At 42.8% G+C, this 25,256-nt stretch carries 26 protein-coding genes; 13 read left to right on the top strand and 13 right to left on the bottom strand.

What is annotated here, in order from left to right; translation table 11 throughout:
* Nucleotides 1-158: 158 nt before the first annotated feature.
* Nucleotides 159-2,183 carry a methyl-accepting chemotaxis protein gene (locus ACXACN_RS19395; protein ID WP_474966688.1) on the top strand — a complete coding sequence of 675 codons (2,025 nt, stop codon included), beginning with the start codon at nt 159-161 and terminating at the stop codon, nt 2,181-2,183.
* A 37-nt stretch (nt 2,184-2,220) separates the two neighbouring features.
* Here the strand turns inward: ACXACN_RS19395 and ACXACN_RS19390 are convergent, their stop codons facing one another.
* From ACXACN_RS19390 to trpE, 8 genes are all read right to left on the bottom strand, one after another.
* Nucleotides 2,221-3,633 carry a sodium:solute symporter family protein gene (locus tag ACXACN_RS19390; RefSeq protein WP_474966687.1) on the bottom strand — a complete coding sequence of 471 codons (1,413 nt, stop codon included), beginning with the start codon at nt 3,631-3,633 and terminating at the stop codon, nt 2,221-2,223.
* Between the two features lie 716 nt (nt 3,634-4,349).
* Complete coding sequence (locus ACXACN_RS19385; RefSeq protein WP_474966685.1) at nt 4,350-4,934, bottom strand: anthranilate synthase component II; 585 nt, start codon at nt 4,932-4,934, stop codon at nt 4,350-4,352.
* 31 nt (nt 4,935-4,965) lie between these two features.
* Nucleotides 4,966-5,766 carry a tryptophan synthase subunit alpha gene (gene trpA, locus ACXACN_RS19380; protein WP_474966684.1) on the bottom strand — a complete coding sequence of 267 codons (801 nt, stop codon included), beginning with the start codon at nt 5,764-5,766 and terminating at the stop codon, nt 4,966-4,968.
* 1 nt (nt 5,767) lies between these two features.
* Entirely contained in the window at nt 5,768-6,961 is a 1,194-nt protein-coding gene (gene trpB / locus ACXACN_RS19375) for a tryptophan synthase subunit beta (RefSeq protein ID WP_474966683.1), read from the bottom strand.
* A complete protein-coding gene (locus ACXACN_RS19370; protein ID WP_474966681.1) occupies nt 6,942-7,598 on the bottom strand; it encodes a phosphoribosylanthranilate isomerase in 657 nt (218 codons plus the stop codon). The genes trpB and ACXACN_RS19370 overlap by 20 nt, the downstream gene beginning before the upstream one ends.
* Nucleotides 7,595-8,359, bottom strand: coding sequence for an indole-3-glycerol phosphate synthase TrpC (gene trpC, locus ACXACN_RS19365; protein ID WP_474966680.1), 765 nt, complete (start codon nt 8,357-8,359; stop codon nt 7,595-7,597). Before trpC ends, ACXACN_RS19370 begins: the two co-directional genes overlap by 4 nt.
* On the bottom strand, nt 8,352-9,374 hold the full coding sequence (gene trpD / locus ACXACN_RS19360; protein ID WP_474966679.1) for an anthranilate phosphoribosyltransferase: 1,023 nt from the start codon (nt 9,372-9,374) through the stop codon (nt 8,352-8,354). Before trpD ends, trpC begins: the two co-directional genes overlap by 8 nt.
* Nucleotides 9,371-10,879 carry an anthranilate synthase component I gene (gene trpE / locus ACXACN_RS19355; RefSeq protein ID WP_474966677.1) on the bottom strand — a complete coding sequence of 503 codons (1,509 nt, stop codon included), beginning with the start codon at nt 10,877-10,879 and terminating at the stop codon, nt 9,371-9,373. The genes trpD and trpE overlap by 4 nt, the downstream gene beginning before the upstream one ends.
* Nucleotides 10,880-11,480: 601 nt before the next feature.
* Between trpE and sigY the strand changes: the two genes are divergently transcribed.
* From sigY to ACXACN_RS19315, 8 genes are all read left to right on the top strand, one after another.
* Entirely contained in the window at nt 11,481-11,996 is a 516-nt protein-coding gene (gene sigY / locus ACXACN_RS19350) for an RNA polymerase sigma factor SigY (RefSeq protein ID WP_474966676.1), read from the top strand.
* Entirely contained in the window at nt 11,989-12,309 is a 321-nt protein-coding gene (locus tag ACXACN_RS19345; protein WP_474966675.1) for a YxlC family protein, read from the top strand. Before sigY ends, ACXACN_RS19345 begins: the two co-directional genes overlap by 8 nt.
* Nucleotides 12,306-12,530, top strand: a complete 225-nt coding sequence (locus ACXACN_RS19340; protein WP_474966673.1) for a sigma-Y antisigma factor component — start codon at nt 12,306-12,308, stop codon at nt 12,528-12,530. The genes ACXACN_RS19345 and ACXACN_RS19340 overlap by 4 nt, the downstream gene beginning before the upstream one ends.
* Nucleotides 12,531-12,567: 37 nt before the next feature.
* Nucleotides 12,568-12,789: a PLD nuclease N-terminal domain-containing protein gene (locus ACXACN_RS19335; protein WP_474966672.1), complete on the top strand. Its 222-nt coding sequence runs from the start codon at nt 12,568-12,570 to the stop codon at nt 12,787-12,789.
* Entirely contained in the window at nt 12,786-13,706 is a 921-nt protein-coding gene (locus tag ACXACN_RS19330; protein WP_474966671.1) for an ABC transporter ATP-binding protein, read from the top strand. The genes ACXACN_RS19335 and ACXACN_RS19330 overlap by 4 nt, the downstream gene beginning before the upstream one ends.
* Nucleotides 13,684-14,457: an ABC transporter permease gene (locus tag ACXACN_RS19325; RefSeq protein ID WP_474966669.1), complete on the top strand. Its 774-nt coding sequence runs from the start codon at nt 13,684-13,686 to the stop codon at nt 14,455-14,457. Before ACXACN_RS19330 ends, ACXACN_RS19325 begins: the two co-directional genes overlap by 23 nt.
* A gap of 147 nt (nt 14,458-14,604) precedes the next feature.
* The gene (locus ACXACN_RS19320; RefSeq protein ID WP_474966668.1) at nt 14,605-15,375 is read left to right on the top strand and encodes an SDR family NAD(P)-dependent oxidoreductase; all 771 of its coding nucleotides are present in this window, start codon (nt 14,605-14,607) and stop codon (nt 15,373-15,375) included.
* Between the two features lie 100 nt (nt 15,376-15,475).
* Nucleotides 15,476-15,973, top strand: a complete 498-nt coding sequence (locus ACXACN_RS19315; RefSeq protein ID WP_474966666.1) for a DUF6241 domain-containing protein — start codon at nt 15,476-15,478, stop codon at nt 15,971-15,973.
* Nucleotides 15,974-16,000: 27 nt separating this feature from the next.
* On the opposite strand, the gene ACXACN_RS19310 is transcribed toward ACXACN_RS19315, so the two are convergent.
* Nucleotides 16,001-16,399, bottom strand: a complete 399-nt coding sequence (locus tag ACXACN_RS19310) for a GNAT family N-acetyltransferase (RefSeq protein ID WP_474966664.1) — start codon at nt 16,397-16,399, stop codon at nt 16,001-16,003.
* A 292-nt stretch (nt 16,400-16,691) separates the two neighbouring features.
* Here ACXACN_RS19310 and ACXACN_RS19305 point away from each other — a divergent pair, with 292 nt between their 5' ends.
* A complete protein-coding gene (locus ACXACN_RS19305; protein WP_474966662.1) occupies nt 16,692-17,159 on the top strand; it encodes a hypothetical protein in 468 nt (155 codons plus the stop codon).
* 74 nt (nt 17,160-17,233) lie between these two features.
* On the opposite strand, the gene ACXACN_RS19300 is transcribed toward ACXACN_RS19305, so the two are convergent.
* Together ACXACN_RS19300 and ACXACN_RS19295 are read right to left on the bottom strand one after the other, a co-directional pair.
* Nucleotides 17,234-19,387 carry an ATP-dependent helicase gene (locus ACXACN_RS19300; protein WP_474966661.1) on the bottom strand — a complete coding sequence of 718 codons (2,154 nt, stop codon included), beginning with the start codon at nt 19,385-19,387 and terminating at the stop codon, nt 17,234-17,236.
* Nucleotides 19,388-19,638: 251 nt separating this feature from the next.
* Entirely contained in the window at nt 19,639-19,842 is a 204-nt protein-coding gene (locus tag ACXACN_RS19295) for a hypothetical protein (RefSeq protein ID WP_474966660.1), read from the bottom strand.
* Between the two features lie 214 nt (nt 19,843-20,056).
* On the opposite strand from ACXACN_RS19295, the gene ACXACN_RS19290 reads away from it, so the two are divergent.
* The 3 genes from ACXACN_RS19290 to ACXACN_RS19280 are packed head-to-tail and all read left to right on the top strand — an operon-like array spanning nt 20,057 to nt 21,316.
* Complete coding sequence (locus ACXACN_RS19290; RefSeq protein ID WP_474966659.1) at nt 20,057-20,641, top strand: TetR/AcrR family transcriptional regulator; 585 nt, start codon at nt 20,057-20,059, stop codon at nt 20,639-20,641.
* Between the two features lie 13 nt (nt 20,642-20,654).
* Entirely contained in the window at nt 20,655-20,999 is a 345-nt protein-coding gene (locus ACXACN_RS19285; protein ID WP_474966657.1) for a DMT family transporter, read from the top strand.
* 2 nt (nt 21,000-21,001) lie between these two features.
* Nucleotides 21,002-21,316, top strand: a complete 315-nt coding sequence (locus tag ACXACN_RS19280; RefSeq protein WP_474966656.1) for a DMT family transporter — start codon at nt 21,002-21,004, stop codon at nt 21,314-21,316.
* A gap of 883 nt (nt 21,317-22,199) precedes the next feature.
* Here ACXACN_RS19280 and msrA read toward each other — a convergent pair.
* Both msrA and ACXACN_RS19270 read right to left on the bottom strand, forming a co-directional pair.
* Nucleotides 22,200-22,886 (bottom strand): peptide-methionine (S)-S-oxide reductase MsrA, encoded by a 687-nt coding sequence (gene msrA / locus ACXACN_RS19275; protein WP_474966655.1) that lies wholly within the window; start codon nt 22,884-22,886, stop codon nt 22,200-22,202.
* Nucleotides 22,887-22,972: 86 nt separating this feature from the next.
* Nucleotides 22,973-24,880 (bottom strand): endonuclease MutS2, encoded by a 1,908-nt coding sequence (locus ACXACN_RS19270; protein ID WP_474966653.1) that lies wholly within the window; start codon nt 24,878-24,880, stop codon nt 22,973-22,975.
* Nucleotides 24,881-25,256: the final 376 nt, after the last annotated feature.

The raw sequence follows: 25,256 nt of genomic DNA, 5'->3' as shown, positions 1-25,256 counted from the left end.
GTGGCTTTTTCTATATTCATAGAGCAACTATTGAAAACACTTTTCTTATTAAATGTAGGACGGTTCTATTGAAAATTGTATCTACTTGCCGATAAATGTAGAAGAACGATGTTGTCAACATGCGGCATCGATTCTACATACGAATCGGAGGTACAACTATGTTCAAAAAAAGAAACAAGAGCAAACAGGGGTCCTTTTGGAACCGAACCTTGCAAAGGCAAATCTTAATTCCATTTCTCACATTAATCGTGGCCGCTGGCATCATCATTGGTTATGCGAGTTATACATTCGGCGTTTCCATTACGACCGATGAACTCACCGATAATGTAGAAAAACAAATGAACTCTTTAAATGATTCATTCGAATTGTTTTTCCAATCTCAAGAAGATATCGTCAACCACTATTCCCAGGAACCGGCATTCATCAATTATGCTACTGAAGAAGACCGCGTCATTCGTCGCATGGATGACATCATTTCATCCAATGAAATCGTAAAGAACGCTTATATGGGTGTTGAAGAATCGGGTGAAACCATTACAGATTCCACCTTGACCTTACCATCTGATTTCGACCCTAGAGGACGTCCCTGGTACAAAGACGCAGTAGCAAGTAAAGAGGACCTCATATGGACCGCTCCCTATATGGATACCAATACGAATGAAATGATCATGAGTGTTGCCCGCACGGTTATGGATGGCAGTGAAGTAATGGGAGTGTTCTCCATCGATCTTAATATGACCTCCCTTCTTAACCTTGTGGAAAATGCAAAAATCGCCGAAACCGGCTACGCAGCCATTTTTGATAAAAACGGAACATTCATCTCCCACCCGGACGCTGAACTTGTAGGTTCAGACGAATCAGAAGAGAACTATTACCTGAAGATTATTGAGCAGGACCAGCCTTCAGGTGTCGTCACTTACGAATTTCAGGGGCAGGATAAAACATTAGGCTACTCGATTAATGAAACGACTGGCTGGATTATCATAGGCACGGTGTACAAATCCGAATTGGAAGCTAAAGGAGCTGCTGTCCTCTTACCAATTGCGATCACCGTTTTAATCATTTTAATCATATCTATCATTGTTTCCTTCATTATTGCACGTCGAATACGCCGTCCCATTGTTACCTTACAAGAAAATATGAAACTTGTTGAAGAAGGCGATCTGACTGTTGATCTCCTTCAACAAAGAGATGATGAAATTGGACAGTTATCAACTTCGACTCACGAAATGAAAGAAAGCATCAAGAGAATCATTGAACAATTGCAAGAAGCAACCGAAGCCGTATCTACACAAAGCATTGGCTTAAAACAATCTGCTGATGAAGTTCGAGAAGGAAGTGAACAGATTGCTTCCACAATGGAAGAACTTTCGGCTGGTTCTGAATCACAAGCGCATAGTTCCTCTCGCTTGTCTGAGATGATGGATTCGTTTGTTAACGAGATCAAGGAAGCCAGACAGAATGGAGAAAACGTCGCAGACTCTTCACAACAAGTGTTATCCATGACGAATGATGGCAGTCAGATGATGCAGCATTCGGTAAATCAGATGCAGAACATCGACCAGATTGTCAAAGATGCCGTCGAAAAAGTACGAGGTCTGGATCAACAATCCCAAGAAATTTCTAAACTTGTACAAGTCATTCAAGATATTGCCGAGCAAACCAATTTACTATCTTTGAACGCTGCTATTGAGGCTGCACGGGCTGGAGAACACGGAAAAGGCTTTGCCGTAGTCGCGGATGAAGTTCGTAAATTAGCCGAGCAGGTAACCAACTCGGTAGAAGATATTACAGGGATCGTGAACGGTATACAAAATGAGTCTACAAATGTCGTCACAACATTACAGCATGGATATGAAGAAGTGGATCAAGGAACAAAACAAATGAAAATAACCGGAGAAACTTTTGACAAAATTGAGGAATCAGTGACTGATATGGTAGCTAAAAGTCGTGAAATATCCGACAAACTGAAGAAAATTTCTGAGGATAGTTTTGAAATGAACGCTTCGATCGAAGAAGTGGCTTCAGTTTCAGAAGAATCTGCAGCCGGTGTGGAACAAGTGACAGCCGCTGCTCAACAATCTAACAGCTCGGTTGAAGAAGTTTCTCATAGTGCAGATGAACTATCTTCTCTATCTAAACAACTAGATGAACAAATCCGCCATTTTAAAGTCAAAGAGTAAACAAAAAAAGCCTCCCGAAATGGGAGGCTTTTTTAAATTATGAAGCTTTTGTTACCTTTTCTGTTTGAGTCGCGGATGTCGTCATTAACGTTGCGACGATCAATACAATAACCGCAACAGGTACAGCGACGACTACGCTGTTCACTTCAAAAGGCTGCCCTAGAACAATTTCCCATGTTAATGTGGCCAGCACACCAGCGATCATGGAAGATACACCACCGACCGCATTGACGCGCTTCCAGAAGAATACGGCCAGTACAGCAGGTGTCAACCCTGCGCCATAAACCGTATAAGCATACATTTGTACACTTAACACTGTTGGGAAGTAACTGATGATTACGAAGGCGAATACGCCAAGAGCCACAATGAAAATTCTTGTCATAGCAAGAAGTTTTTTATCAGAAGCATCTTTATTCACGTACTTACCGTACAGGTCATATGTTAAGTTCGTAGCTGCAGAAAGCAAGTAAGAATTCCCTGTCGTAATGATGAAGGAAGCTGCTGCTGCAAGCAAAATACCGCCGATGGCGACCGGCATTGCAATGGTAGTTGCCATCAATGCCATTCCTGGATCGATATCCGGGAACAAGGAGCGGGATGCGAAAGCGATTAAAGAAATGGATGGTGAAATGACGATCATCGCGATCAGCCAGCCCATTTGCGCACGCTTTGCGGATTTATCTCCTTTGGAAGAGGCAAGACGTTGATACATGTTTTGGTCACCAAGTAATAAGAACAAAGAAGGCAATAGATAACCGATCATTTGAATCGTCGTCAATCCACCCGTTGCACTCATGTGGGACTCAGGTACATTAGCGACGATCTCACTCCATCCACCTGCGACCATGATGATTGTTGGGACAGTAATAATCAAACCACCCACCATCAAAAAGCCGCTGATGGCGTCCGTTTGAGAAACAGAACGAAGTCCTCCGATCATCGCAAGGAAGATGATCATTCCAGCACCGATCATGGTACCCGTCTGCACTGTCATTCCTGTCGTTAAGTTAAGAATGAATCCAAAGCCTTTCATTTGATAAGAAACGATACCGACATAAGCAAGAATGATAATAACACTCGCAATGTTACGGGATGTACGCCCATACTTTGACTCTAAAATACCAGCAACGGTGAATTTACCATGTTCGCGGATTTTAGGTGCAACGACATAAAGAATGATAATACCGATTAACGTTGGGAGCATCATCATCAAAGAAGGAAGAATCCCGTAAGAGAAAGCCATAGACGTTTCTCCACCTGAAATACTTCCGCTTCCTGTCCATGTAGCCAGAAGCGTTCCCATCAATACAAAAGGTCCTAGACTCTTACCGGCTAATACAAAATCTTCACTGCCGGCTACTTTTTTCGACATGAATACACCAATGCCGACCATTAATATTCCATAGATTGCTATAAACCATAACAAAGTTGGATCTTGTTGCAGTTCCATAACTACTAAATCATCTCCTGATGTTTTTTGTTGGCTGGTTCCTGATGAGCTGTTCTACTAAAAACATCGGCCGATGTGAAATCGCTCTTTGAACACAACGTAAATAAAACTAACATAGATTTTCATATTGTGAAAATGGCACTTCATGTGTTGAAAAAGGGCAGATTCATGCGTTTTTTAAGGATTCCATTTTTTCACATACCCCTATGAAAGCGATAACCACACCCTTTCCAAGAATTGCTTTATTCTTACGAAATTTCTGTTAAATAAACAAATAACCGCCAGAATATTGTAGTAAAATTAGTTCTAAATACCTATAAATATTAATGCTATAAAGTTGCAGAAAAGGAAAAACCCTCCCTCCTTCTTATTCAACAATATGGCAGGATTATGGAAGACTCAGTTTTGAGATGTTTCGGGGTTCGTTGCTGAGTTGAGCGTCAGGGGTGGTTTCGAGATACTTACAAGGCAAAGGGGCGGAGGGGAATGGCGAGACTCCTGCGGGAAAAAAGTGCAGGGTGAGACCCCACAGGACGCAGTCCGAGGAGGCTCACCGCGCTCCCGCGGAAAGCGAGCTATTCCCCGCAGCCCTAATCCACTCAACAAAAGCCTCGAAACTGAGTCTTAAACTAAAGGGAGCAATTGTTGAGGAGTATACAAAAGCTGGCACCCTTTTGGGGTGCCAGCTTTTGTAACGTATTATATAAATAATAAACTTAAGATATAACGGCCTTCACACGGTTTTGAATAACATTGTTCAATAATTGCTTCCCATCACCTGTACCAATGGACTCCGGATGGAATTGCACCCCTTCAATAGGATATTCCAAGTGGCGAATACCCATCAATTCTCCCTCAACGGTCGAAGCGGTCACTTCAAAGCACTCCGGTAAATCTGAAAGCTCTACGATCAACGAATGGTAGCGCATCGCCTCCATCGGGTTGCTTAACCCTTTGTAAATACCTTTCCCATCATGGAAGATCCGTGAAGTTTTTCCGTGCATCAGTTTCTCTGAGCGTACAACACTTCCCCCAAACACTTGTGCAATCGCCTGATGACCAAGGCAGACACCGAAGATTGGGATCTCTCCTTTGAATCTGTCGATCACTTCGCAGGTCAGGGGTGTTTCATCCGGGGAACACGGACCCGGAGAAAGAAAAATCAAATCTGGACTAAGCTCTGTTATTTCCTCTATGGTTACTTCGTCATTTCTCTTCACTATCACTTCTTCCCCAAGCTCTCCTAGATATTGGACGAGATTATAGGTAAAAGAGTCATAATGATCAATCATATAAATCACTCTGCTCCACTCCTCTCAGCTCTTTCTAACCTTATTGAACGAGCGCTCTAATTTCCTTGGTGAAATGTTCGAGAACTTGCTCCGTTTTTCCTTTTTCGATATTTTCAAGCTCAGCTTCTATGAGACGAATGATCTTACTTCCTATGATGACACCGTCTGCGTGATTTCTTACAAGTTGAACATGTTCATTGGTCGATATACCGAATCCTACAGCGACAGGCACTTGACTGTGCTTCCTAACCTTTTCAATGAAATTCAAAGCCTCGGAGGACATTTCCTTTCTCTCTCCGGTTACTCCAAGAGAAGAAACACAATAAAGAAATCCTTTCGCGTGTTCTGCAATCTGCTTGATCCTTTGATCAGAGTTAGGAGCGACAAGAGAAATAAACTCAATGCCACTTTTCTCTGACTGGCTGCGAATATCCCCGCTTTCTTCAAAAGGAAGATCTGGGATAAGAAGACCTTCAACGCCATTCTTTTCTAACAGTTGAAAGAATTCCTCATGTCCGATCTGGAGGACAGGGTTATAATACGTAAAAATGACGACTGGAATTTCGAGTCCTTCATCTCTTAACTTCGGAACAAGCTCAATCGCTTTACGTAACGACATCCCGGACTTCAAAGCCCGTTGAGCTGCACGCTGGATCGTTGGCCCGTCTGCAAGCGGATCCGAATAAGGAACACCCAATTCTAAAATGTCCGCTCCTTCTTCCTGCAAACGCAAAGCGAATTCGATCGTCCACTCCGGAGTTGGATCCCCAGCTACAACGAATGGGATGAACAAATTTTCCGTTTTCGTTAGTTTTCCTTGAAATGATGTCTTAGTCAGCATGTCAAACCTCCTCCTGGAAGTGTTCCATTAATGTTGCCATATCTTTATCTCCACGGCCGGAGAGATTGATCAAGATGGTTTCATCCGGGCTCATTTGAGGTGCTTCTTTAAAGGCCTGCGCTAGGGCGTGGGCAGACTCAATTGCCGGAATGATTCCCTCCGTCTGTGTAAGAAGTTTCAATGCATCAAGCGCCTCTTTATCAGTGATGGCTTCATAGCGAACTTGTTTCGTTTTAAATAAATGGGCATGCTCTGGCCCGATCCCAGGGTAGTCGAGACCTGCTGAAATGGAATAAGGCTCGGTAATTTGCCCATTTTCATCCTGCATGAGATACGTCATCGATCCGTGAATGACACCTGGGGTCCCTTTTGAAAGAGTCGCCGCATGTTCAGGTGTATCCATACCTTTACCGGCTGCCTCTACCCCGACCAATTCACTTGTGTCTTCCAGGAATGGATAAAACATTCCCATGGCATTACTCCCACCGCCTACACAGGCGAAAATTCGATTCGGAAGCTCTTCTTCAACTTCTGAAAATTGACGTTTCGACTCATCTCCTATGATTCTCTGAAAATCGCGAACCATCCGAGGGTATGGGTGGGGGCCGACGACAGAACCAATTAAATAGAAATGGTCTTCACAGTTTGCGACCCAATAGCGGATCGCTTCATTCGTCGCGTCCTTGAGCGTTCCGTTTCCACTGGAGACCGAAACGACTTTCGCTCCAAGCAGCTTCATCCGAAAAACATTCAGCTCTTGTCTGCGGATGTCTTCTTCGCCCATAAACACGATACACTGTAGTCCAAACTTAGCGGCAACCGTAGCTGATGCCACTCCATGCTGTCCTGCTCCTGTCTCCGCAATGATTTTCTCTTTCCCCATACGTTTAGCTAGCAAAGCTTGACCAATTGCATTGTTGAGCTTGTGTGCACCTGTATGGTTGAGATCCTCACGTTTTAAATAAATTTTCGCTCCTCCAAGGTGACTCGTTAATTTGTCTGCGAGAGTCAAAGAAGTAGGACGCCCTGCGTACTCTTTCAAAACGTGATGATATTCATCTAAAAAGGAGGGGTCCGCCATTGCTTGATCAAGCGCTTCTTCCATTTCCTGCAACGGGCCCATGAGAGTCTCCGGGACATATTTCCCTCCAAAATCACCGTAACGTCCTTTTAAATCAGGAAATACTTGCAACATTTTGCTCCACCTCTTTCATGATTGCTTGAATTTTGCCGATATCCTTTCCTTCTCCTGTTTCAATGCCGCTCGAGAGATCAATGCCATCGGGATGATGGTACAAAAGCTCTGTCACGTTTTCGGGTTTAATTCCACCCGCAATCAGGCAGGGGACACCTTGGTCATAGGCTTTCTTCTGATAATTCGGCACAGAATCCCAGTCAAAGCGGACGCCGGTTCCGCCTGAAACTCCGTCTACTTTACTGTCCACAATGTACCCATCTGCAACTCCGCTGAAGACTTCCATTTGTTTTATCCCGTCCGATTGATGGTGAACCACTTTCCAAACCGGCAGACCAAATGCTTCTTTGATTCTCAACAACTGAGACACCGTTTCATTTCCATGTAGTTGAATAACATCCAATGGAACAAAGTGTAGAATCTCTTCTAGTTCCTCAATCGTGGGCTCGATGAAAACCCCGACAAGTTTTTGTTTTGGTCGGATTTTCTTCACCCAGCTCCCGACATATTCAGGTCGGACATACCGTTTGGTTCTTCTGACGAAAATAAACCCAAGATGGGAGGCCTTAGATGAAGATGTTTTAGCAACATCTGATAAAGACTTGTTGCCACATAATTTCACAATCGGTTCTTTCATCGAACCTCCACTCCTTCAAACAACTGTCGGACAGCTTTTTTAATGTCCTTCTGGCGCATAAGAGATTCTCCAACTAATACACCTTCTGCACCATAGCCAGCTACCTGCTTTAGATCTTCATAAGATGAAATGCCACTTTCTGAAACTAACAAACTCTCATCCGGAGCAAGTTTCGCCATGCGTTCAGTTTGAGAGAGTTTCGTTTCAAACGTATGGAGGTTTCGGTTATTGATGCCAAGAATTTTCGGTGTAAACTTATTCAGCACTTTTGTTAATGTCTCTTCACTGTGTACTTCGACAAGCACTTCCAAACCGAGTTCGTAGGCTTGAAGGTAAAGTTCATGCAACTTCTCCGCTTCCAGAGCTTCGCCAATCAACAAGATAGCATCCGCTCCAATGTGTGCACTCTCTGCCACTTGTATAGAGTCGATAATGAAATCTTTGCGCAATACTGGAACACCCACCACTTTTTTGATGTTCGTCAAGTAGTCGCGGTGCCCTTGGAAAAAATGTTGATCAGTTAGAACGGAAATGGCTTGAGCACCCGCCGATTCATACTCATGGGCAATCCGTACAGGGTTGAAGTCCTCACGTATGATTCCCTTAGATGGCGATGCTTTTTTCACCTCTGCAATCAACCCTGCTGCATAAGGCGATGCTTTCAGAGACTCATAGAGAGAATAATGATCGAATGATTGCTCTTCTGGTAAATACATTTTTTCGATTTCTTGTTGTTTCACAGCTAAGATGGTTTCAAGCATATTGACGATTCTCCTTTTCATTAACAATCGATTCATAGTACCTGCTTGTTACGCCTTCACCAATGGCACTTTGAACAAGGTGCACCCCTTCCTGAAGGTCTTCTGCTTTTCCTGCCACGTATAAACCAGCTGCTGCGTTCAATATGACAATGGAAGCGGCACTTTCATTGGAACAACCATAAAAGACATCCTTTATGATCTGGGCACTTTCTGCCGTTTCAGAAATACGAATATCTGACAGGTTTCCTAATGGAAGCCCGAAGTCTTCAGGTGATACAGTAAAGCGAGTGATCTTTCCATCTTTCAATTCAACGAGATCACTTTCCCCTGTAACTGTAATTTCATCCAGTCCGTCTCTTCCTGTAGCTAGAAGCACGTGGGTAGAGCCAAGTTTCTTTAAAGTTTCTGCCATTTTCTCTGCATAGTTGGTATCGTAAATACCGATCACTTGTCTTTTGGCGTTCGCTGGGTTGGACATCGGTCCAAGCAGGTTGAATATGGTACGAAAACCAAGTTCCTGCCTTGCAGGTCCTGCGTGTTTCATTGCTTTATGGTACAGAGGAGCATACATAAAGGTCATGCCTTTTTCTAGGAGTGCCTGTGCTCCTTGTTCTGGAGTTGTGTCAATGGGAACTCCCAACTTCTCCAGGACATCAGCACTTCCACTTTTGGAAGAAACTTTTCGATTTCCGTGCTTAGCGACTTTCACACCCATGCTTGCAAGAACGATTGAAACAGCTGTGGAGATATTAAATGTAGAAGCCCCATCTCCACCGGTGCCACAAGTATCTACAATCTCTGGATCGTTAATATCCATTTTAGTCATATTTTCGCGCATAGCCCGTACGAAACCGGTCATCTCTTCTACCGTTTCTCCCCGATAACGCATCACGCTAAGCATGCTCATTAACTGACCTGTCGTCGCTTCACCGTTCATGATCTTATCCATCGTTTCAAAGGCTTCCTGCTCCGTCATTTCTTCTCCAGCAACTACTTTACTTAGTGTATCTTTCATCTCGTCTCCACTCCTTCTCCACTCTTCTCAAAGATTCTCTCAGCTAATTGAATCGTCTTCTTCAATGCACTCGCTTTGCTCAATGTTTCCTGATACTCTGCTTCAGGATCAGAATCAGCAACGATTCCTGCCCCTGCCTGTATATAGAGGTCTTTTCCTGTTCTCGTCATGGTCCGGATGGTAATGCAAGAATCAATGTTTCCATCAAAACCTAAATACAAAATGCCTCCACCATAGAGATTTCGAGGAGTAGGTTCAAGCTCCCGCAAAATCTGCATAGCTCTCACTTTTGGTGCGCCCGATAATGTGCCTGCCGGGAAGGAGGAGATCAAGGCGTCAATGGGAGAAACGCTCTCCTTCAATTGACCGGTCACTTTGCTAATGATATGCATCACTTTCGAGAAACGCCCGATCGTCATATACTCCTTTACCTGTACAGTTCCATATTCAGCTACACGGCCGATGTCATTCCTTGCTAAATCAACAAGCATACGGTGTTCTGCTAACTCTTTCTCATCCTGCAGAAGTTCTTCAGCCAAAGCGTCATCTTCTTCTTCGGTTCGTCCTCTTTTCCTTGTCCCTGCTATGGGATGGATTTCAAGGTTTCGATCACGGACTTCAAGGAGTCGTTCAGGAGAGCTTCCGATCACTTCCACTTCGTCCATATTCAAATAAAACATATAAGGGGAAGGATTCACTCTCCGGAGCACCCGGTAAAGCTCAAATCCGCTTCGGTCTGTTACTGTATGAAAACGTTGAGATAAAACCGCCTGAAAGATATCGCCGGCACGGATATACTCTTTGATTTTTTCCACGTCAGATCTGAATTTCTCCGGTTCATAATTGCTATTCAATTGGAAAGGTTCATCATCTGTATCATTTTCAATCAGCATGAGGTCAGGAAGTGTATGGGCCTTCTGCAATTGACTTGTAATAGATGAGATTCTGTCTTTCGTTTCCGTATAGATATCCTTTAAAGGACGACCCTCTTCCTTTCTAGCAAAGGATAGAATCGTTGTTTCCTTTGTCTTATGGTGGTAGGCAATTAAAGTTTTGCAGAACAACAGATGATAGTTAGCCAGATTCAACTCATCCACCATTGCCCTTTCTACAGGCTCATAATCTGAAATGGCATCATAGCTGATATATCCGACTCCTCCTCCCTTGAAAGGAAGGTCGATCTCAGGAAGTTTCACATCAAGGTTGGCAACTACTTTTTCGTAGGCGGTCTTGAAGTCCTCCGCATACGTGATGTCGTCCTTGTCAAAATCCCTAATTTGGAACTGCTGGTTTTCCTCTTTGATTCGGACCATAGGATCAAGGCCAAGGAAGGAATAGTTTGACCATGGCGACTCAGGGTCCTGGCTCTCCAGCATGTACACAGCTTCATCATTCAGTGCATGAAACATGTGGATGGGTGTTAGCGTATCCGTATAAAACGATTGTGTGATTGGGATGGTTTGATGCCCTTCGGCATCACTTTGAAATGTATTAAAGTTGGTCATAAAAGCTCACCTCTCCATTAAAATCATGGAGAATGAGACGTTGAGGGATGAAAACGAGTGGATAGAAAAGGGGTAAAATTTGGCCAGGCAATCCGACAGCTCCTTATGTCCGCAGATCCCTCGCTCACTCAGCTCAGCTCATCCTATTCCTCAACTCAACTCATTCTCTACTCAACTTGCTTATTTGGACTTTATTGTAAAGTCACTTTGTAAAAATATCTTTCCAATAGTCTATAAAATTCAGATAATAAAGTCAACCAGTCTGTTTGATTATTTAATGATCATCCAATCTCAATGCCAATACGAGTAAACTCTAGATTGCGGAATCAGTTTCGAGATGTTTGTGAGAGGTTCTAGTGGCTCCGGGAAACCGTTCGCTTTCCATGGGGAGGGCGGTGAGCCTTTACCCACAGCACAAAAGTCTCGAAATCAAGTCTTTAACAATCCTACCTATTAGTTTAATAAATGTTTCAAACCATAATCCGAGGACTTTTATTAGATTTATGATAGAAAAGAGGATAATAGAAATTTTTTATCATTCATGTGAACGAATCAAAAAAAGCTTACGTCTTATAGGTAGGGAACGAAATGAGGGATGCTTATGGATTCAGAACTCATAAAGAGAGCACAGCAAGGGGATAAGCAGGCGCTTGCAGATCTTTTGAAAGAACACTATAGCTTCATCGTTAAATATGTATGGAAAATGAGTGGAGATGAACAGCTGGCTTATGATGTGGCCCAGGACACACTAATGAAGACCATTCAGAAAATCAACCAATTCAATCACCGTTCTAAATTTTCCACGTGGCTAATTCAAATTGCCACACACACATACTTGGACTACACACGAAAGCAAAAAAGGAAAGAGGCACTGGATGAGAAACTGCAGAAGGAATGCTCCCACTCCCCTCTTTCTGACCCAAGCGATTGGCATGAAGTTCAGGAGGCATTATGGAAACTTGAGGATGAACAACGGATCCCTCTCGTATTAAAGCATTATTACGGTTATGACTACAAAGATATTGCAAAAATGACCAAGGTAAAAGTGGGGACAGTGAAATCCAGGGTCCATTATGGTCTGGAGAACTTAAGGAAGGAGCTGAAAACGGATGACTGATGACAAGACACTGAAAAACTTGGAAGAAAAGCTGGAGGAAGCAGCCCGTCAAACGGATGAGCAAATGAAAGTAACGGAACCTTCCCTCTCCTATTTTGAAACTCTTGTTGAAGAACAAACAACCCTATGGTACCGAAAGCTGTGGTTTGAATTAACTTGTTTATGGGGGATTGCGTTCGTTTTCATTTCTTTCCTTATTTTCAGCTTATTGTATGTCCCCCTTTTATTTGTTTTTGCACAAATTACGTCCATGATCATTTTAATCCGATATTTTTATAAAGAACGCTATGAAATGGTGGAGATGCGTCAATGAAACACTACGGTCCTGAGGAAATGCCTTTATGGGGGTGGGGCATCGTCGTTCTCATCCTATTGACTCAAAGTTCCATTCTTTACATTAAAGCTAGGAAAATCGGAAAGGCTCCTTGGCTATGGGGCATCGTAGGTCTTATTCAATTCCCTGTGCCAAGCATCATCTTTTTCATCTTATGGAAAACGGTCTGGCAGAAGAAAGAAACAGGGAAGAAATCATAAAATACTCTAGAAGTAAAAGCAAAAAGGAGGTGATGTCATGCTATTCACTCAAAACGTGATTGAAATCATCAGCGAAAATATTGCGATCATCGCTCCCCTGATTCTTATACAAGTGGTTCTAATGGTTACAGCTCTCGTAAGCTTAATACGTACGGATTCTACAAATGGGCCAAAATGGATGTGGGCACTGATCATCTTATTCATCAACACGCTTGGCCCTATCGCTTATTTTATTTTCGGAAGGAGCCATGAGTCGTGATTCACTTAAAAAATTTAACGAAAACATTTGATAAAGCATATGTAGTTAAGAATATTACATTCGATTTGTCACCAGGGAAGTGTGTCGCATTGCTCGGACCTAATGGAGCTGGGAAGACGACCACATTGAAAATGGTAGCAGGACTCATGCGCCCCACTTCCGGCTACGTCGAATTAGCGAATGGGGCAAAGGGGGATATTCGCAAATATATTGGCTATCTCCCTCAACATCCGCAATTCCACAATTGGATGACGGGCAGGGAATTCCTTCGATATGTCGCACATCTTTCCCATATGCCCAAGCAGGATGCTCAGAAATTAGCGGACGAGTTGCTGGATCGAGTCGGTATTGCAGATGCAAAAAATCGAAAAATATCCAAGTACTCCGGTGGAATGAAGCAAAGACTCGGAATTGCCCAAGCCATGATTCACAAGCCAAGTGTCCTCCTGCTTGATGAACCGGTTTCAGCTTTAGATCCGATTGGTCGCCGCGATGTTTTGAACTTGATGGAAGAATTGAAGCAGGAAGTTACGTTGCTCTATTCCACACATATCTTAAGCGATGCAGAGGAAGCAAGTGATGAAATTCTCCTTTTGCACCAGGGGTCTCTTGTAGAATCAGGACCGCTCCAAGACGTCAAACAACGACACCAGGTCGATAAGATCATTCTTCGCATAGATGGAAACATGCAAACGTACAAAGAAAAAATAGCGGCTCTCCCATTCGTCACACGTATGGACATCCAAAAACAGGATATCCATTTGTATGTTCAAAATGTATCAAAAGCTCGTGACGTTCTTTTAGAGCTTGCTGCTAAGGAACAATGGCCGCTTCTATTCTTTGAAGTGGGGCAGACAACGCTTGAAGATTTATTTATGAAGGTGGTGAATGAGCATGCAGTGGCTGACCATCTATAAAAAGGAGTGCTTAGAGTCTGCAAGAAATTACAAATGGGTCTGGGTTCCCCTTGTCTTTATTCTTTTTTGCATCATGGATCCGTTAACAACTTATTATCTTCCTCAGATCCTTGAATCTACAGGAGGACTTCCGGAAGGGGCAACTTTCAATATTCCGACTCCATCTCCTGAGAATGTGTTCATGATGAGCATCTCACAATTAAACACACTCGGCGTGCTCGTCATAGCCCTGATTACCATGGGAACCATTGCTGGAGAACGAAAATCAGGAGTTGCGGAACTGATTCTTGTAAAGCCGGTGTCCTACACTGCCTATGTAACTGCCAAATGGTCAGCCCATATCACACTCGTGCTTCTTTCGATTTTCGTTGGCCTGTTTGCAAGTTGGTATTACGTTCAACTTCTTTTTGGTGATGTATCTTTCACTCATGTGTTAAGTACAACTGCCTTTTACAGCCTGTATATCATTTTTGTTATTAGCATAAGTCTCTTTATGAACACATGGACTAAAGTTCCCGGTCTTGTCTTATTCCTAACGATTAGTATAATCATGGTATTTCATGCGATTACAAGCATTTTCTCTCACCTTTTAGAGTGGAGTCCAACACAGATCGTAACCTACCTCCCTTCCCTGCTACGAAGCGGGGACGTGGGAAAAGACCTTTGGATCGCGAGCCTAGTCACCATAGGGGCGATCGTTTTCCTCCTTATAGGAGCCATTCAAACACTGAAAAGAAAAGAAATTGTATAGACAGCATCTACCAGACCAGGTCATCCAAAATTTGGATGACCTGGTCTGGTTTATTATTCTGAACAGACATGTGATTTGTTCTTCTTGGAAATTGGGTATAGACTAAAAGCATCGATTGCATATGAAGTTATTAAAGGAGAGATTTTCATGAAGCCAACTGCATTAATCACAGGAGCCTCTGGTGGTATCGGATACGAACTTGCCCGTCTATTCGCTAAGTCTGGCTACCACTTAATCGTTGTTGCACGATCCGAGGACAAGCTTCATCAATTAAAGGTAGAACTGGATGGTCACCCTATTACGATCATTCCTCAGGATTTATCCGAACCAGGAGCATCTGAAGTAGTTTATAGTAAGGTAAAAGAATTGGGCCTGAATGTGACTGTACTTGTCAATAATGCTGGTTTTGGGTTGAACGGAAATTTCGAAGACCTTTCGCTCCTCGACCAACAGAAAATGCTGCAGGTAAACGTCAATGCCCTCACGGAACTTACCCACCTGTTCCTCCCTGAAATTAAGGCAGCACGCTTCCGTTCCATTCCTAAAGGCGTGTTAAATGTAGCGAGTACCGCAGCCTTCCAGCCCGGTCCAAAAATGGCTGTGTATTATGCTTCAAAAGCCTATGTTCTCTCCCTTTCAGAAGCGCTTGTGGAGGAACTGAAAGATACAAGTGTGACCATTACAACCCTATGCCCGGGCGCAACAGCTACCAACTTCTTCAAAACTGCGCAAGCAGAGCATACAAAACTCGTCAACAGTACAATGTCTCCTGAAGCGGTAGCGAAGTCAGGGTTCCTCGGCTTTGTGAAAGGAAAACGTGTCGTTATTCCGGGCGTGATGAACCAAGGAATGTCCTATGCTTCCAAGTTCGTCCCACGCTCATTTGCAGCGAAAATAGCTCATTATGTCGATAGCTAAGGAGAGGTCATACAAGTTTATTTATGACCATTCTCTTTTGCTCCTTCGCCCCTTCCTATATAATTAAAATTACTGGTAAACACTTTTAAGGGGGCTGTACATGAAGAGGTTAATCGTATGGTTTTCGTTCTGTCTATGTATCGGTGCCGTCACAGGAGCTTATTTATATGTACAAACCCAAGGGGCAACCACAGTACAGGGTGTCACAGGGACAGTGAATGCAGAAGAACTGAGTGCCTATGAGAAAGATGGGAAAAACCCTTTTGGAGGAGAGGTTTCAGGTCCGGAGTTGACAGACAAGGAATACCAGGAATACATTCATGGCATGGCACACCAAAAAGTGAAAGCGGATGAAAAATGGACATTTTTTGAGATTCACCCCCTTCGTATTGCCTGGCTCCTCGAACACTTGGAAACCAATGATTTACAACACAAGCATGTTTATAAACAAATCTTGATGAAATGGGCCGATGATGATTTTTCCAATGCTGTAGCGGATCATAATACCATTTGGGAGTTACAACGCGGTACCATCGGAAAAGCCAAGCGCCTGCTCAGTCCCGAAGAAGAAGCCGAATATATAAAAGAAAACAACTGACCCGGTATAGACGGGTCAGTTGTTTTTTTACATTTCTTCAGCTGTTTTTCTAAATCCATAAAAGGAACGGTAACCCTGGTTGGAGTAGTACCCTTCAGACTCTTGGGAAGCTAACATTTCTACACGTGTACCTGGATAGCATTCATGGGCGGTTCTCATTAATTCACTCGCAATGCCCTGCTTTCTAAAACATTCTTTTACAAGCAGCTCGCACACGTACAAAGTCGTCGCCCCATCTGTCAGCCCGCGGAGAAAACCGACGACTTCTCCATCAACCACCGCAACCAATGCAGGTTCAGAGTTCAACCAGGAGCATAATGTTTCCTCCCCGCGTTCTACAAGGGTCCTCCATCCTTCTTTTTCATTCAATTGCTGGACAGCGTCAAAATCTTTCTCAAGAAACGTACGAATTTGAATGGCTTCCATGTTATCCTACCTTTCACCATGATTAAGATTTTCCCCTTTGAGCCGTCACCCAGTCTATGATTTCTTTTTATCTATTTATTATTACGTTTGATACCCTAAAATGTTTCAGTTTAAATAAGAAAACCCAACTTTTTTTTATTAAAACCACCAAAGTATATACACATGTATTGTCAATAGTGCGTTGAAATCTCCATAGGATAAAAATCAAATTAGAATTCTAAAGAATCAGATAGAAGAAATTATGATAAAATGTTAACGGAAGTTTTTCTTTAATGTTCAAGGAGTGGAAATGATGTGGAAAAGAGTGCTACTGTTCGCAACATTGATCTTTCTCGCCGCTTGTTCTTCACAAAATTTATCGTTTGAAGATTTGAAAACGGCTTACCCGGAAACATTCGCTCAACCTCTGGAATCTTTATCGGATGAGAAAAAGGAGAAGCTTGGTCTTCCTGAAGATGCGCCATTTGAAGTTACTCATGTTGAGTCAAACGTAGAAGACGAAAGAGTTGAGGTCCTTTACCTATCCGATGGTTCAGAAAAAGCCGCGGTGAACACCCTGTTTGAGCCTGGGAACATTCTTCAAGAATCAGAATTGCAGGTCCCTTTGAACTCAGGGGCGTTAGCAGGTGTCCAGGAAAAGGAAGACCATATTTTCGTTGAATGGTATGATGGAGATCTCGATGTCATTTATCAACTGAAGTACTATGGCCCTGAAGAGGAACGTGCAGAAAAAGCAATGAATGTTGCAAACGCTATATAATATTCGGTGTCTATGACATCTAGGATTTCCAAAGAAGAGCCGTCACTTATCCTGTGACGGCTCTTTTGGATTGCTTATATTTTTTCTAGTTTTTTAAAGTTCCGACTAATCGGTCTCGGTGCCTTGAGCCGGTCAAAAAAGACCAGGTAATTGTTTTTCTTGTCATCGACTTCCTCAATGGAACCTTCACCAAAAACGGGATGCTTCACACGAGTGCCCTTGTTAAAGTATTCCCCGGAGGGTTCACTCTCCATTCGATGTGAGGCCCGGATATATTCCTTAGCTTCTTCAATGAGAGATTCATCCAATTCTCCAATACGATCATACAAACCATCTTCTACTTCAAATATAAAACGGGAAGGATATTTCTTTTGCCCACCGTTTTGAAAGCCCTCAGACTCAGTCAAATAAAGTTCCTGTTCCGCCCTTGTTACTGCTACATAGGCAAGCCTGCGCTCCTCTTCGAGCCCTCTTTCTTTCCGTTGCCTAATTGCACGGACATTAGGGAGGACACTTTCCGACATCCCTATAACAAATACATAAGGATACTCAAGCCCTTTGGCTGTATGAATCGTCATGAGTTTAATCGAATCCACCTGATCGGCTCTGTCATCGTCCGTGTAAAGGGCAATCATTTGTAAGTACTCGTCCAAATCAATATCTTCACCAAGCGTTTGCTCATACTGGACAACGGAATGAAGGAGCTCTGCCATATTATCCAATCTCTCCTGGTCCCCATCTTCCCTCCGGTAAGCTTCGTACCCTGTCACTTGCATGGCTTCTTGGAGCAGTTCCGAAACTTTTCTTTTGCTTCGGATTCCCCTTAAGTACTCAATCGCTTCAATGAAATTGTTTGCACCTGTGCGTCTCAGCTGTTCATGGTCCGCGTATTTTTTCAGCGTTTCATAGAGAGAGAGCCCCTCTGCCTCCGCTTTTCCCCTGAGAAAACTCATCCGCTTCTTCCCAATTTGCCGCTTAGGGACATTTATAATGCGACTGAAAGACAAGTCATCCTGAAAAGCAATCATCCTCAAGTGAGCAAGGGCATCCTTAATCTCAAGACGATCAAAGAACTTGAATCCTCCGAAAATCTTATACTCTATATTTTCAGCAATCAATTCTTGTTCTACAAAACGGGATAAATAATTCGCTCGATACAAAATCGCGATTTCACTCAAGTTTGCTTTCTTTTTTTCTACGAGCTGTTTAATCCTGTCCACGATCCATTTAGCTTCCTGGATCTCATCCTTGCCGTGATAATGAACCACTTTCACTCCAGGTGGATTGACAGGAAGCATGTCTTTATCCACCCGGAAATAGTTGTTTCGGATCAAGGCATTTCCTAAAGAGAGAATTTCCGGTGTGGAACGGTAATTTTCCTTCAAAAATATGGTCTGAGCCTCAGGAAAATAACCTTCAAAGTCAACCATATATTTAGGATCTGCTCCCCGCCATTCATATATGGTTTGATCAGGATCACCAACTACAAATAGATTCTCCTGTTTCTCAGCGAGCATCTTCACAAGCTCGAATTGTTTGATGCTGCTATCCTGGAATTCATCGACCTGTATGTAGAAAAGTCGATTTTGCCACTTTTCAAGCACCTCTTTATTCTGCTCGAAAAGTGTGAAGACAAAGTTGAGTAAATCATCGAAATCCAACCCGTATACACGCTTTTGCTTTTTAAGGTATTGTTGAATAATTTGACTGTCGAGATCGCCCGAATCTTCTACGGAAGGCATTTCTCCACGTAAAATCATCTGTTGTACATAATGTGTGTTTCCTTTCAGAATTCCAATTTTATCAAGAATCCTTTTAAACGTTTTATCATTCAGTTTTAATCCTCGGTCCTCAAAAATCTCCCTCAGAAGAATTTTCTGATCTTCTACGTCTAAAATGACAAAATTCTTTGGATAAAATAATCGGTGGATATCTTCACGTAAAACCCGGACACAAAACCCGTGGTATGTCGTAATAAACCCTGTATCCTGCTCTCCCCCGATCAATTTCTTAACGCGTCGTCTCATTTCATGAGCAGCTTTGTTCGTAAAAGTTACAGATAGAATATTTGCAGGGTCGATCCCCAGTTCATTCACGATAAATGCATACCGGTGAGTCAAGGCTCGGGTTTTTCCGGAACCTGCACCAGCAATGACACGAACATAACCTTCTGTAGATACGACAGCTTCTTGCTGTGATGGATTAAGCCCGTCCAGTAGTTCTTCCATATTGATCACCTTTCAAGAACATTTGTTTGTATTATAGCACATGAGGCATACGGACGTCTCCGTTGTTTCACTAGATAAAAGGAGAGGAAGGCAAACCCAGCAGGGCCTTTCAGAATCATACCTGCACACCGTTTCAAGCATAAGGGGTACCAAACATCTTGAAACTGAGCGTTGCAATATGGATAAAATTTTTTTAAAAAAAGAAGAAGTGCGTCAACGGTTCAATGACTGAGCCGCTGACGCACTTCTTCTTAAGCTTTTTCCAGTTTGTCACTTTTAGACAGAACTGCTACATGCTTTAGGTTGCCAATGGAATCAAACTCTATTTCTAGGTAATCTCCTACTTTCACAAAGCTAAGCCTTTCTCTTAGTACAGAAAGTTCATTATTAAATTCGGATTCTTCGACCAAAATCGCATAAGCCCCTTCGTATCGATCCAGTTTGTATTGGTTCACCGATTCAATCCCCTTCTGTTTTAGTTTCAGGCACCTTGTGATACTATGAATGCCTTTGTTCTTACCATTTCCTATTATGGTATAAGTCCTCTTATTACAAAGCTTTCCCTTACTTACTCATGACTAAACATGTCGAAATTAGAATTCTGGACACCTTACAACTGATGTGGTAAGATTAGACTAACAAACGTTAGTTAGTAAAAGGAGAAACAGAATGACAAAAGAAACAATTATGGAAGAGAGCCTTAAGCTCTTTGCCAATTATGGTTACGAAAATACAACCCTTGCCAATATAGCGGATGCTGTTGGGATAAAAAAACCTTCACTCTATAACCATTTTGAAAATAAAGATGATATCTTTCTGCATGTTCTTTATGACGTGGGAGAAAGAGAAAAGAGTCATTTGATAAAACAAGCAGCCTCCATTCAACAAGATTCAGTAGCTGATCATCTACATGATATCTATCGTGTGTATCTCAATCATATGGCACATTCAACAGAAGGCCTGTTTTTCAAGCGTGTCACTTTCTTTCCACCCGAAGAGTTCGCGGATGAAATTAAGAAGGTTTTCTTAATTGTGGAAGACTGTATGACTGAGATTATCCGTCCGGTATTTGAACGTGGGATAGAAAAAGAAATCATTCGCCCTCTTTCTACAAATACGCTAACTTCTGCTTTTTATACGTTGATTGACGGTTTGTTTCTGGAAGAAAACTTTTATGACCGGGATGTTTTTGAAAAAAGACAAGAAGCAAGCTGGCAAATTTTCTGGCTTGGAATTCAAAACCCGGAGCAATAGGGAGGTATGAACGATGGCATGGATGTATCTATTCTTCGGTGCTTTTTTTGAAATCGGCTGGGCCGTCGGGTTGAAATTGTCTAAGGGGTTCACCGATCCTCTCTTTTCAACCATCACCATCATTTGTATCGTTATCAGTTTTACTTTTTTCACCAAAGCTCTAAAAGTGATTGATATTGGAACAGGTTATGCTATATTCACCGGAATTGGTGCAGCTGGTACAGCTTTAATTGGAATGTTCTTTCTTGGCGACGAAGGCGGAGCTGGGAAAGTCTTTTTTATTGTTCTTCTAATTACAGGAATCATTGGCTTAAAAATGTCTGAGACAACGACAGAACAGGGACAGCAGGAGGGATAAGAATGGCGTGGGTATTTTTAATGATGGCTGGAGTAGGTGAAATGACGGCTATGTTCTTCTTGAAGCTATCCGAAGGCTTCCAAAAACGAAAACCTGCATTCATGGCTATGGTTGCAGGTGCAGCGAGCTTCTATTTCCTTTCTTTATCCTTAAAAGATCTTCCTATTGGAACCGCTTATGGTATATGGACAGGAATCGGATCGGCAGGTACCGTATTGTTGGGGATCTTTTTCTTTAAAGAAAAAGCAAATCGAAAGCGACTATTATTCATTTCTTGTATCGTAGCCGGTGTCATAGGGTTAAAAATGGTTTCATAGACTGTTCATAGACTTGTAATCTTTATTTTGAATGCTTACAATAGAAGAAGCAACAATCTACAATATTCGACAGAACTTTCGTTTTTATGTCGTTTGTAGTGATGGAGGAAATGTAATGAGAAGAGTACTACTTGCCATTCTAATGATCATTGTCATCGGTTTCAGTTATGTTGGCTACACAAGTATGGATACGGATGCGAATCCTTCCATTCCTAAAGAAACAGAGAGTTATTGATGATCGTCCTTGATTAAAACCCCTTCGCAAAAGCGAAGGGGTTTTGTTTTACCTTAAGAAAATTATTCAACTAAATGGCAGGATTCTGTAAGACTCAGGTTCGAGATGGTTCGGGGTTCGTTGCTGAGTTGAGCGTCAGGGGTGGTTGGGAAGCCACTCGCTTTCCTGCGGGGATGACGGCAAGCCTCCTCGTGCTTCGCACTGCGGGGTCTCCCCAGCCAATCCATTCCCGCGGGAGTCTCGCAGCTTCCCAACCACCCCATTCGATATTGTGAGAAACGACCCCCTATACCAGGAAGGAGCATCTTCCACCATCACTACCTATTGTAAAAAGCGCTCTATAACAAGCGATCATGAGCTCTATCCATTCGATGGAGGCTTTCTGTTACAACATACGTATAGAACGCACCTAATTCTGGAAATAGTTTCGAGATACTCCTTTGTTTAAGGGGCGGAGGGGAATGGCGAGACTCCTGCGGGAAAAAAGTGCAGGGTGAGACCCCACAGGACGAAGTCCGAGGAGGCTCACCGCGCTCCCGCGGAAAGCGAGCTATTCCCCGCAGCCCCACTCACTCAACAAAAGTCTCGAAACTGAGTCTTCCGCTAAAGGGAGCTTATGTGAAATAGGCAGTAGGATTTAATGAACATTTATTTCTTAGGAAGGTTCAATTCTAAGTCTTCTCCCCATTTTTCTTCTAAATATTGATCGCGCCCCGAGTTTCCACGATAGAAATCGTATCTTAGTTTGTTCTTCTTGTAATAATCCTGGTGGTACTCCTCAGCCTTGTAAAACTCTTTCGCTTCTCGAATCGGTGTGACGATCTCCTCCTGAAAGCGATCAGAATTTTGAAGCTCCTGTTTCGATTGTTCAGCCATTTCCCGCTGTTCAGGAGTGTGGTAGAAAATGGCGGTCGTATATTGGTAGCCTCGGTCCACAAACTGCCCTTCGTCATCGGTCGGGTTGATTTGTCTCCAGAAGACATCAAGAATTTGTTCATAGGAAATCACGTCTTCATTGTAATAGACTTGGACAGACTCGATATGGTCCGTGCCTCCTGAAGAAACTTCATTGTAAGAAGGGTTTGCTGTTCCTCCTCCCGTATAACCGGATACGACACTATGAACGCCCTTCAGTTTTTCAAAGGGCGGCTCCATACACCAAAAGCACCCTCCCGCGAGCGTCGCCACTTGGTATTTGTCTGGAATCTCATTTGCTGTGACAACTTCACTATCATAATTTCGTTTGGTTAAATAAGCATAAGCTTCCGGGAAGGCAAAAACAGCAAGTAATGAAAATACGACTATCGTGATCATCCATTTCGTCTGCTTCTTCACACCCTTCACCTCTTTCAGCTGTTTGTATCAGAATAACACGTTTCTCTGCAGCAATAGAAATCCAAACCCTCTCTTTACGTGAACACTCATTCTTCGTCTTCTAAAGTTAAGCCATCGACATGTTTTCGATCCATCACTTTTTTGATTTTCCGATATTCCTTGGATTTAAAGATAATATCGAAATCATAATCATCGGGGTATAGTTCTTCGGCTGAAATATGGAGTTTCAAGCGCTTATGATTGTATTCTTTCTTTTCCCCTTTGACTTGAACGACATAATTCCCAAGAGCATCAGGACCTTTATAGACAATACCCATTTCTTCCTCTGCAGGAATCCAAACATTATCCCCCATTTGCAAACCTGCTTTCTCCTTCTTCTGAGTTTTGCGTTTTTGTCTATACCTATTGATCGCTATTTGCTTGGCATAGGATGGATTTTTCAAAAGTTTCTCCTCTTGCGTAAAGCTCGCTTTTTGCTTATATGTGATCTCATAAGCATGATTCAATATATCTGGATGCAGCCCTAATTTATAGGCGATATCAAAGGCCTGACTTTTTCCAGCTGTTCCTATTTGCAGCTGGTACGTAGGCTTAAGAGTTTCCAAATCGAAGGTCATGGCTCCATTGATAAATCCTTCTTTCTCCATGGCATAGGTTTTCATTTCACTATAATGAGTGGTTGCCAAAATGGTCGAGCCTTTGTTGGCAAGTTGATCCAAAATCGCAGTCGCTAATCCCATTCCCTCACCAGGATCTGTTCCAGAACCGATTTCATCAAGGAGAAGCAAAGAATGGTCATTGGCTTGTTGCAAAATATGAATCAAGTTTGTGAGCCTTGAACTGAATGTGCTCAAATTCTCCTCAATGCTTTGCCCGTCGCCAATATCAACAAAAATATGTTGAAAGAGAGGTAACCTGGTCCCAGGTTGTGCAGATATCGGCAGACCGCTTTGAGCCATTAAACAAAACAAGCCTATCGTTTTCAGCGTTACCGTCTTCCCACCTGTATTCGGTCCAGTAATAAGGAGGGCTTGATCATCTATACCCATATGAAGGTTGAGCGGGACGGCTTTTTCTCCCAATAGAGGATGGCGCCCTTCCTTGACGTCAATTTCTCCTTGAGAAAAGGATGGGGAATGACCATCGATCAATTTGCTGTATTTCGCTTTTGCAAAAAGTACATCATACTGATGCATCGTTTCCATAGCGATATTCAATTCATATTCTTTTTCCAAAACAGAGGCCGTCAACGAGTAGAGAAGACGTTCCACTTCCTGCTCTTCCTGCATTCTCAAAAGCTGGACTTGCTCTTGAAGGGACGTCACTTCACCCGGTTCTACAAATAACGTCGCTCCAGAAGAAGATTGGTCGAGGATGACTCCCTTTACTTTAGATCGGTTCTCTCTTTTTACAGGAAGGGTCCATCGCCCACCTTTATCCACCGGCCGTGCCTCTTGAAGGAAGGAACTATACTTTTTCGCTGAACTTTCCATCCTTGTTTTCATATCACTGAGTGATTTGTCTATTTTTCTTCGCAGCTTCCCTAACTCTTTCGAAGCAGACTCATCCACTTGACCATGGCGTATTGTCCCATGAATCTCCTCTTCCAACCGAGATAAATCTGCAATGGAATCGACATAAACAGAGATGGTAGGGGCTAGAATATGTTTATCCTTCATAAACCTCTTCAATTTTGTGCAATGCTCCAAAAAAGAAACCAGTGAACCAAATTGCTGTGGTCGCATATAGACTCCTTTATTCCCTTGATCAATCATGACCTGAATGTCACCGAGGGTATGAATGGGCACATGACTGTGACTATCGATTATCGCTCTAGCTTCTTTCACTTCCTCATGCATTCGTTCCAATCTCTTTTGGTCATTGGATGGGTGCAGGTGGAGTAACGTTTCCTTTCCTCGATCAGTATGAGCAAATTCACTGACCCTTGTTAAAATACTGTTTAATCCTAGACTTTCGAATGTTTGTTGATTCAATGTTTTTCCTCCTCTGATTCACAGGTGCTGATCAAAAATAAAAAAGTCCGCAACAAGCTGAAGATAGCTCGCTGCGGACTCCGTAGGGACTCATAAAGAATGTCGTTCCACGAATGTACGAAAAAAAGCTATGACTGAATAAGCCAGTCATAGCTTTTAGGATCGTTTTATCCGGCTATGCTTATGCTTGTTCTTAACTGTTCCTGAAAAATGGTATAGCAAACCAAGCCTGCTTTCGCACGCTTTTTTCAGGACGTATCCAGTTCATGGATTAGTTAAGAACAACCACACTCATAAATCATTTCTCCTTCACGGTTGAAAGTTACATTCGTGAAACCATCACCTGTGTCCCCTTTACTATATGACAGCTATTCCG

Source organism: Halobacillus sp. AWM4_238 (assembly GCF_056158265.1).
This window is presented reverse-complemented; position numbering and strand designations above follow the sequence as displayed.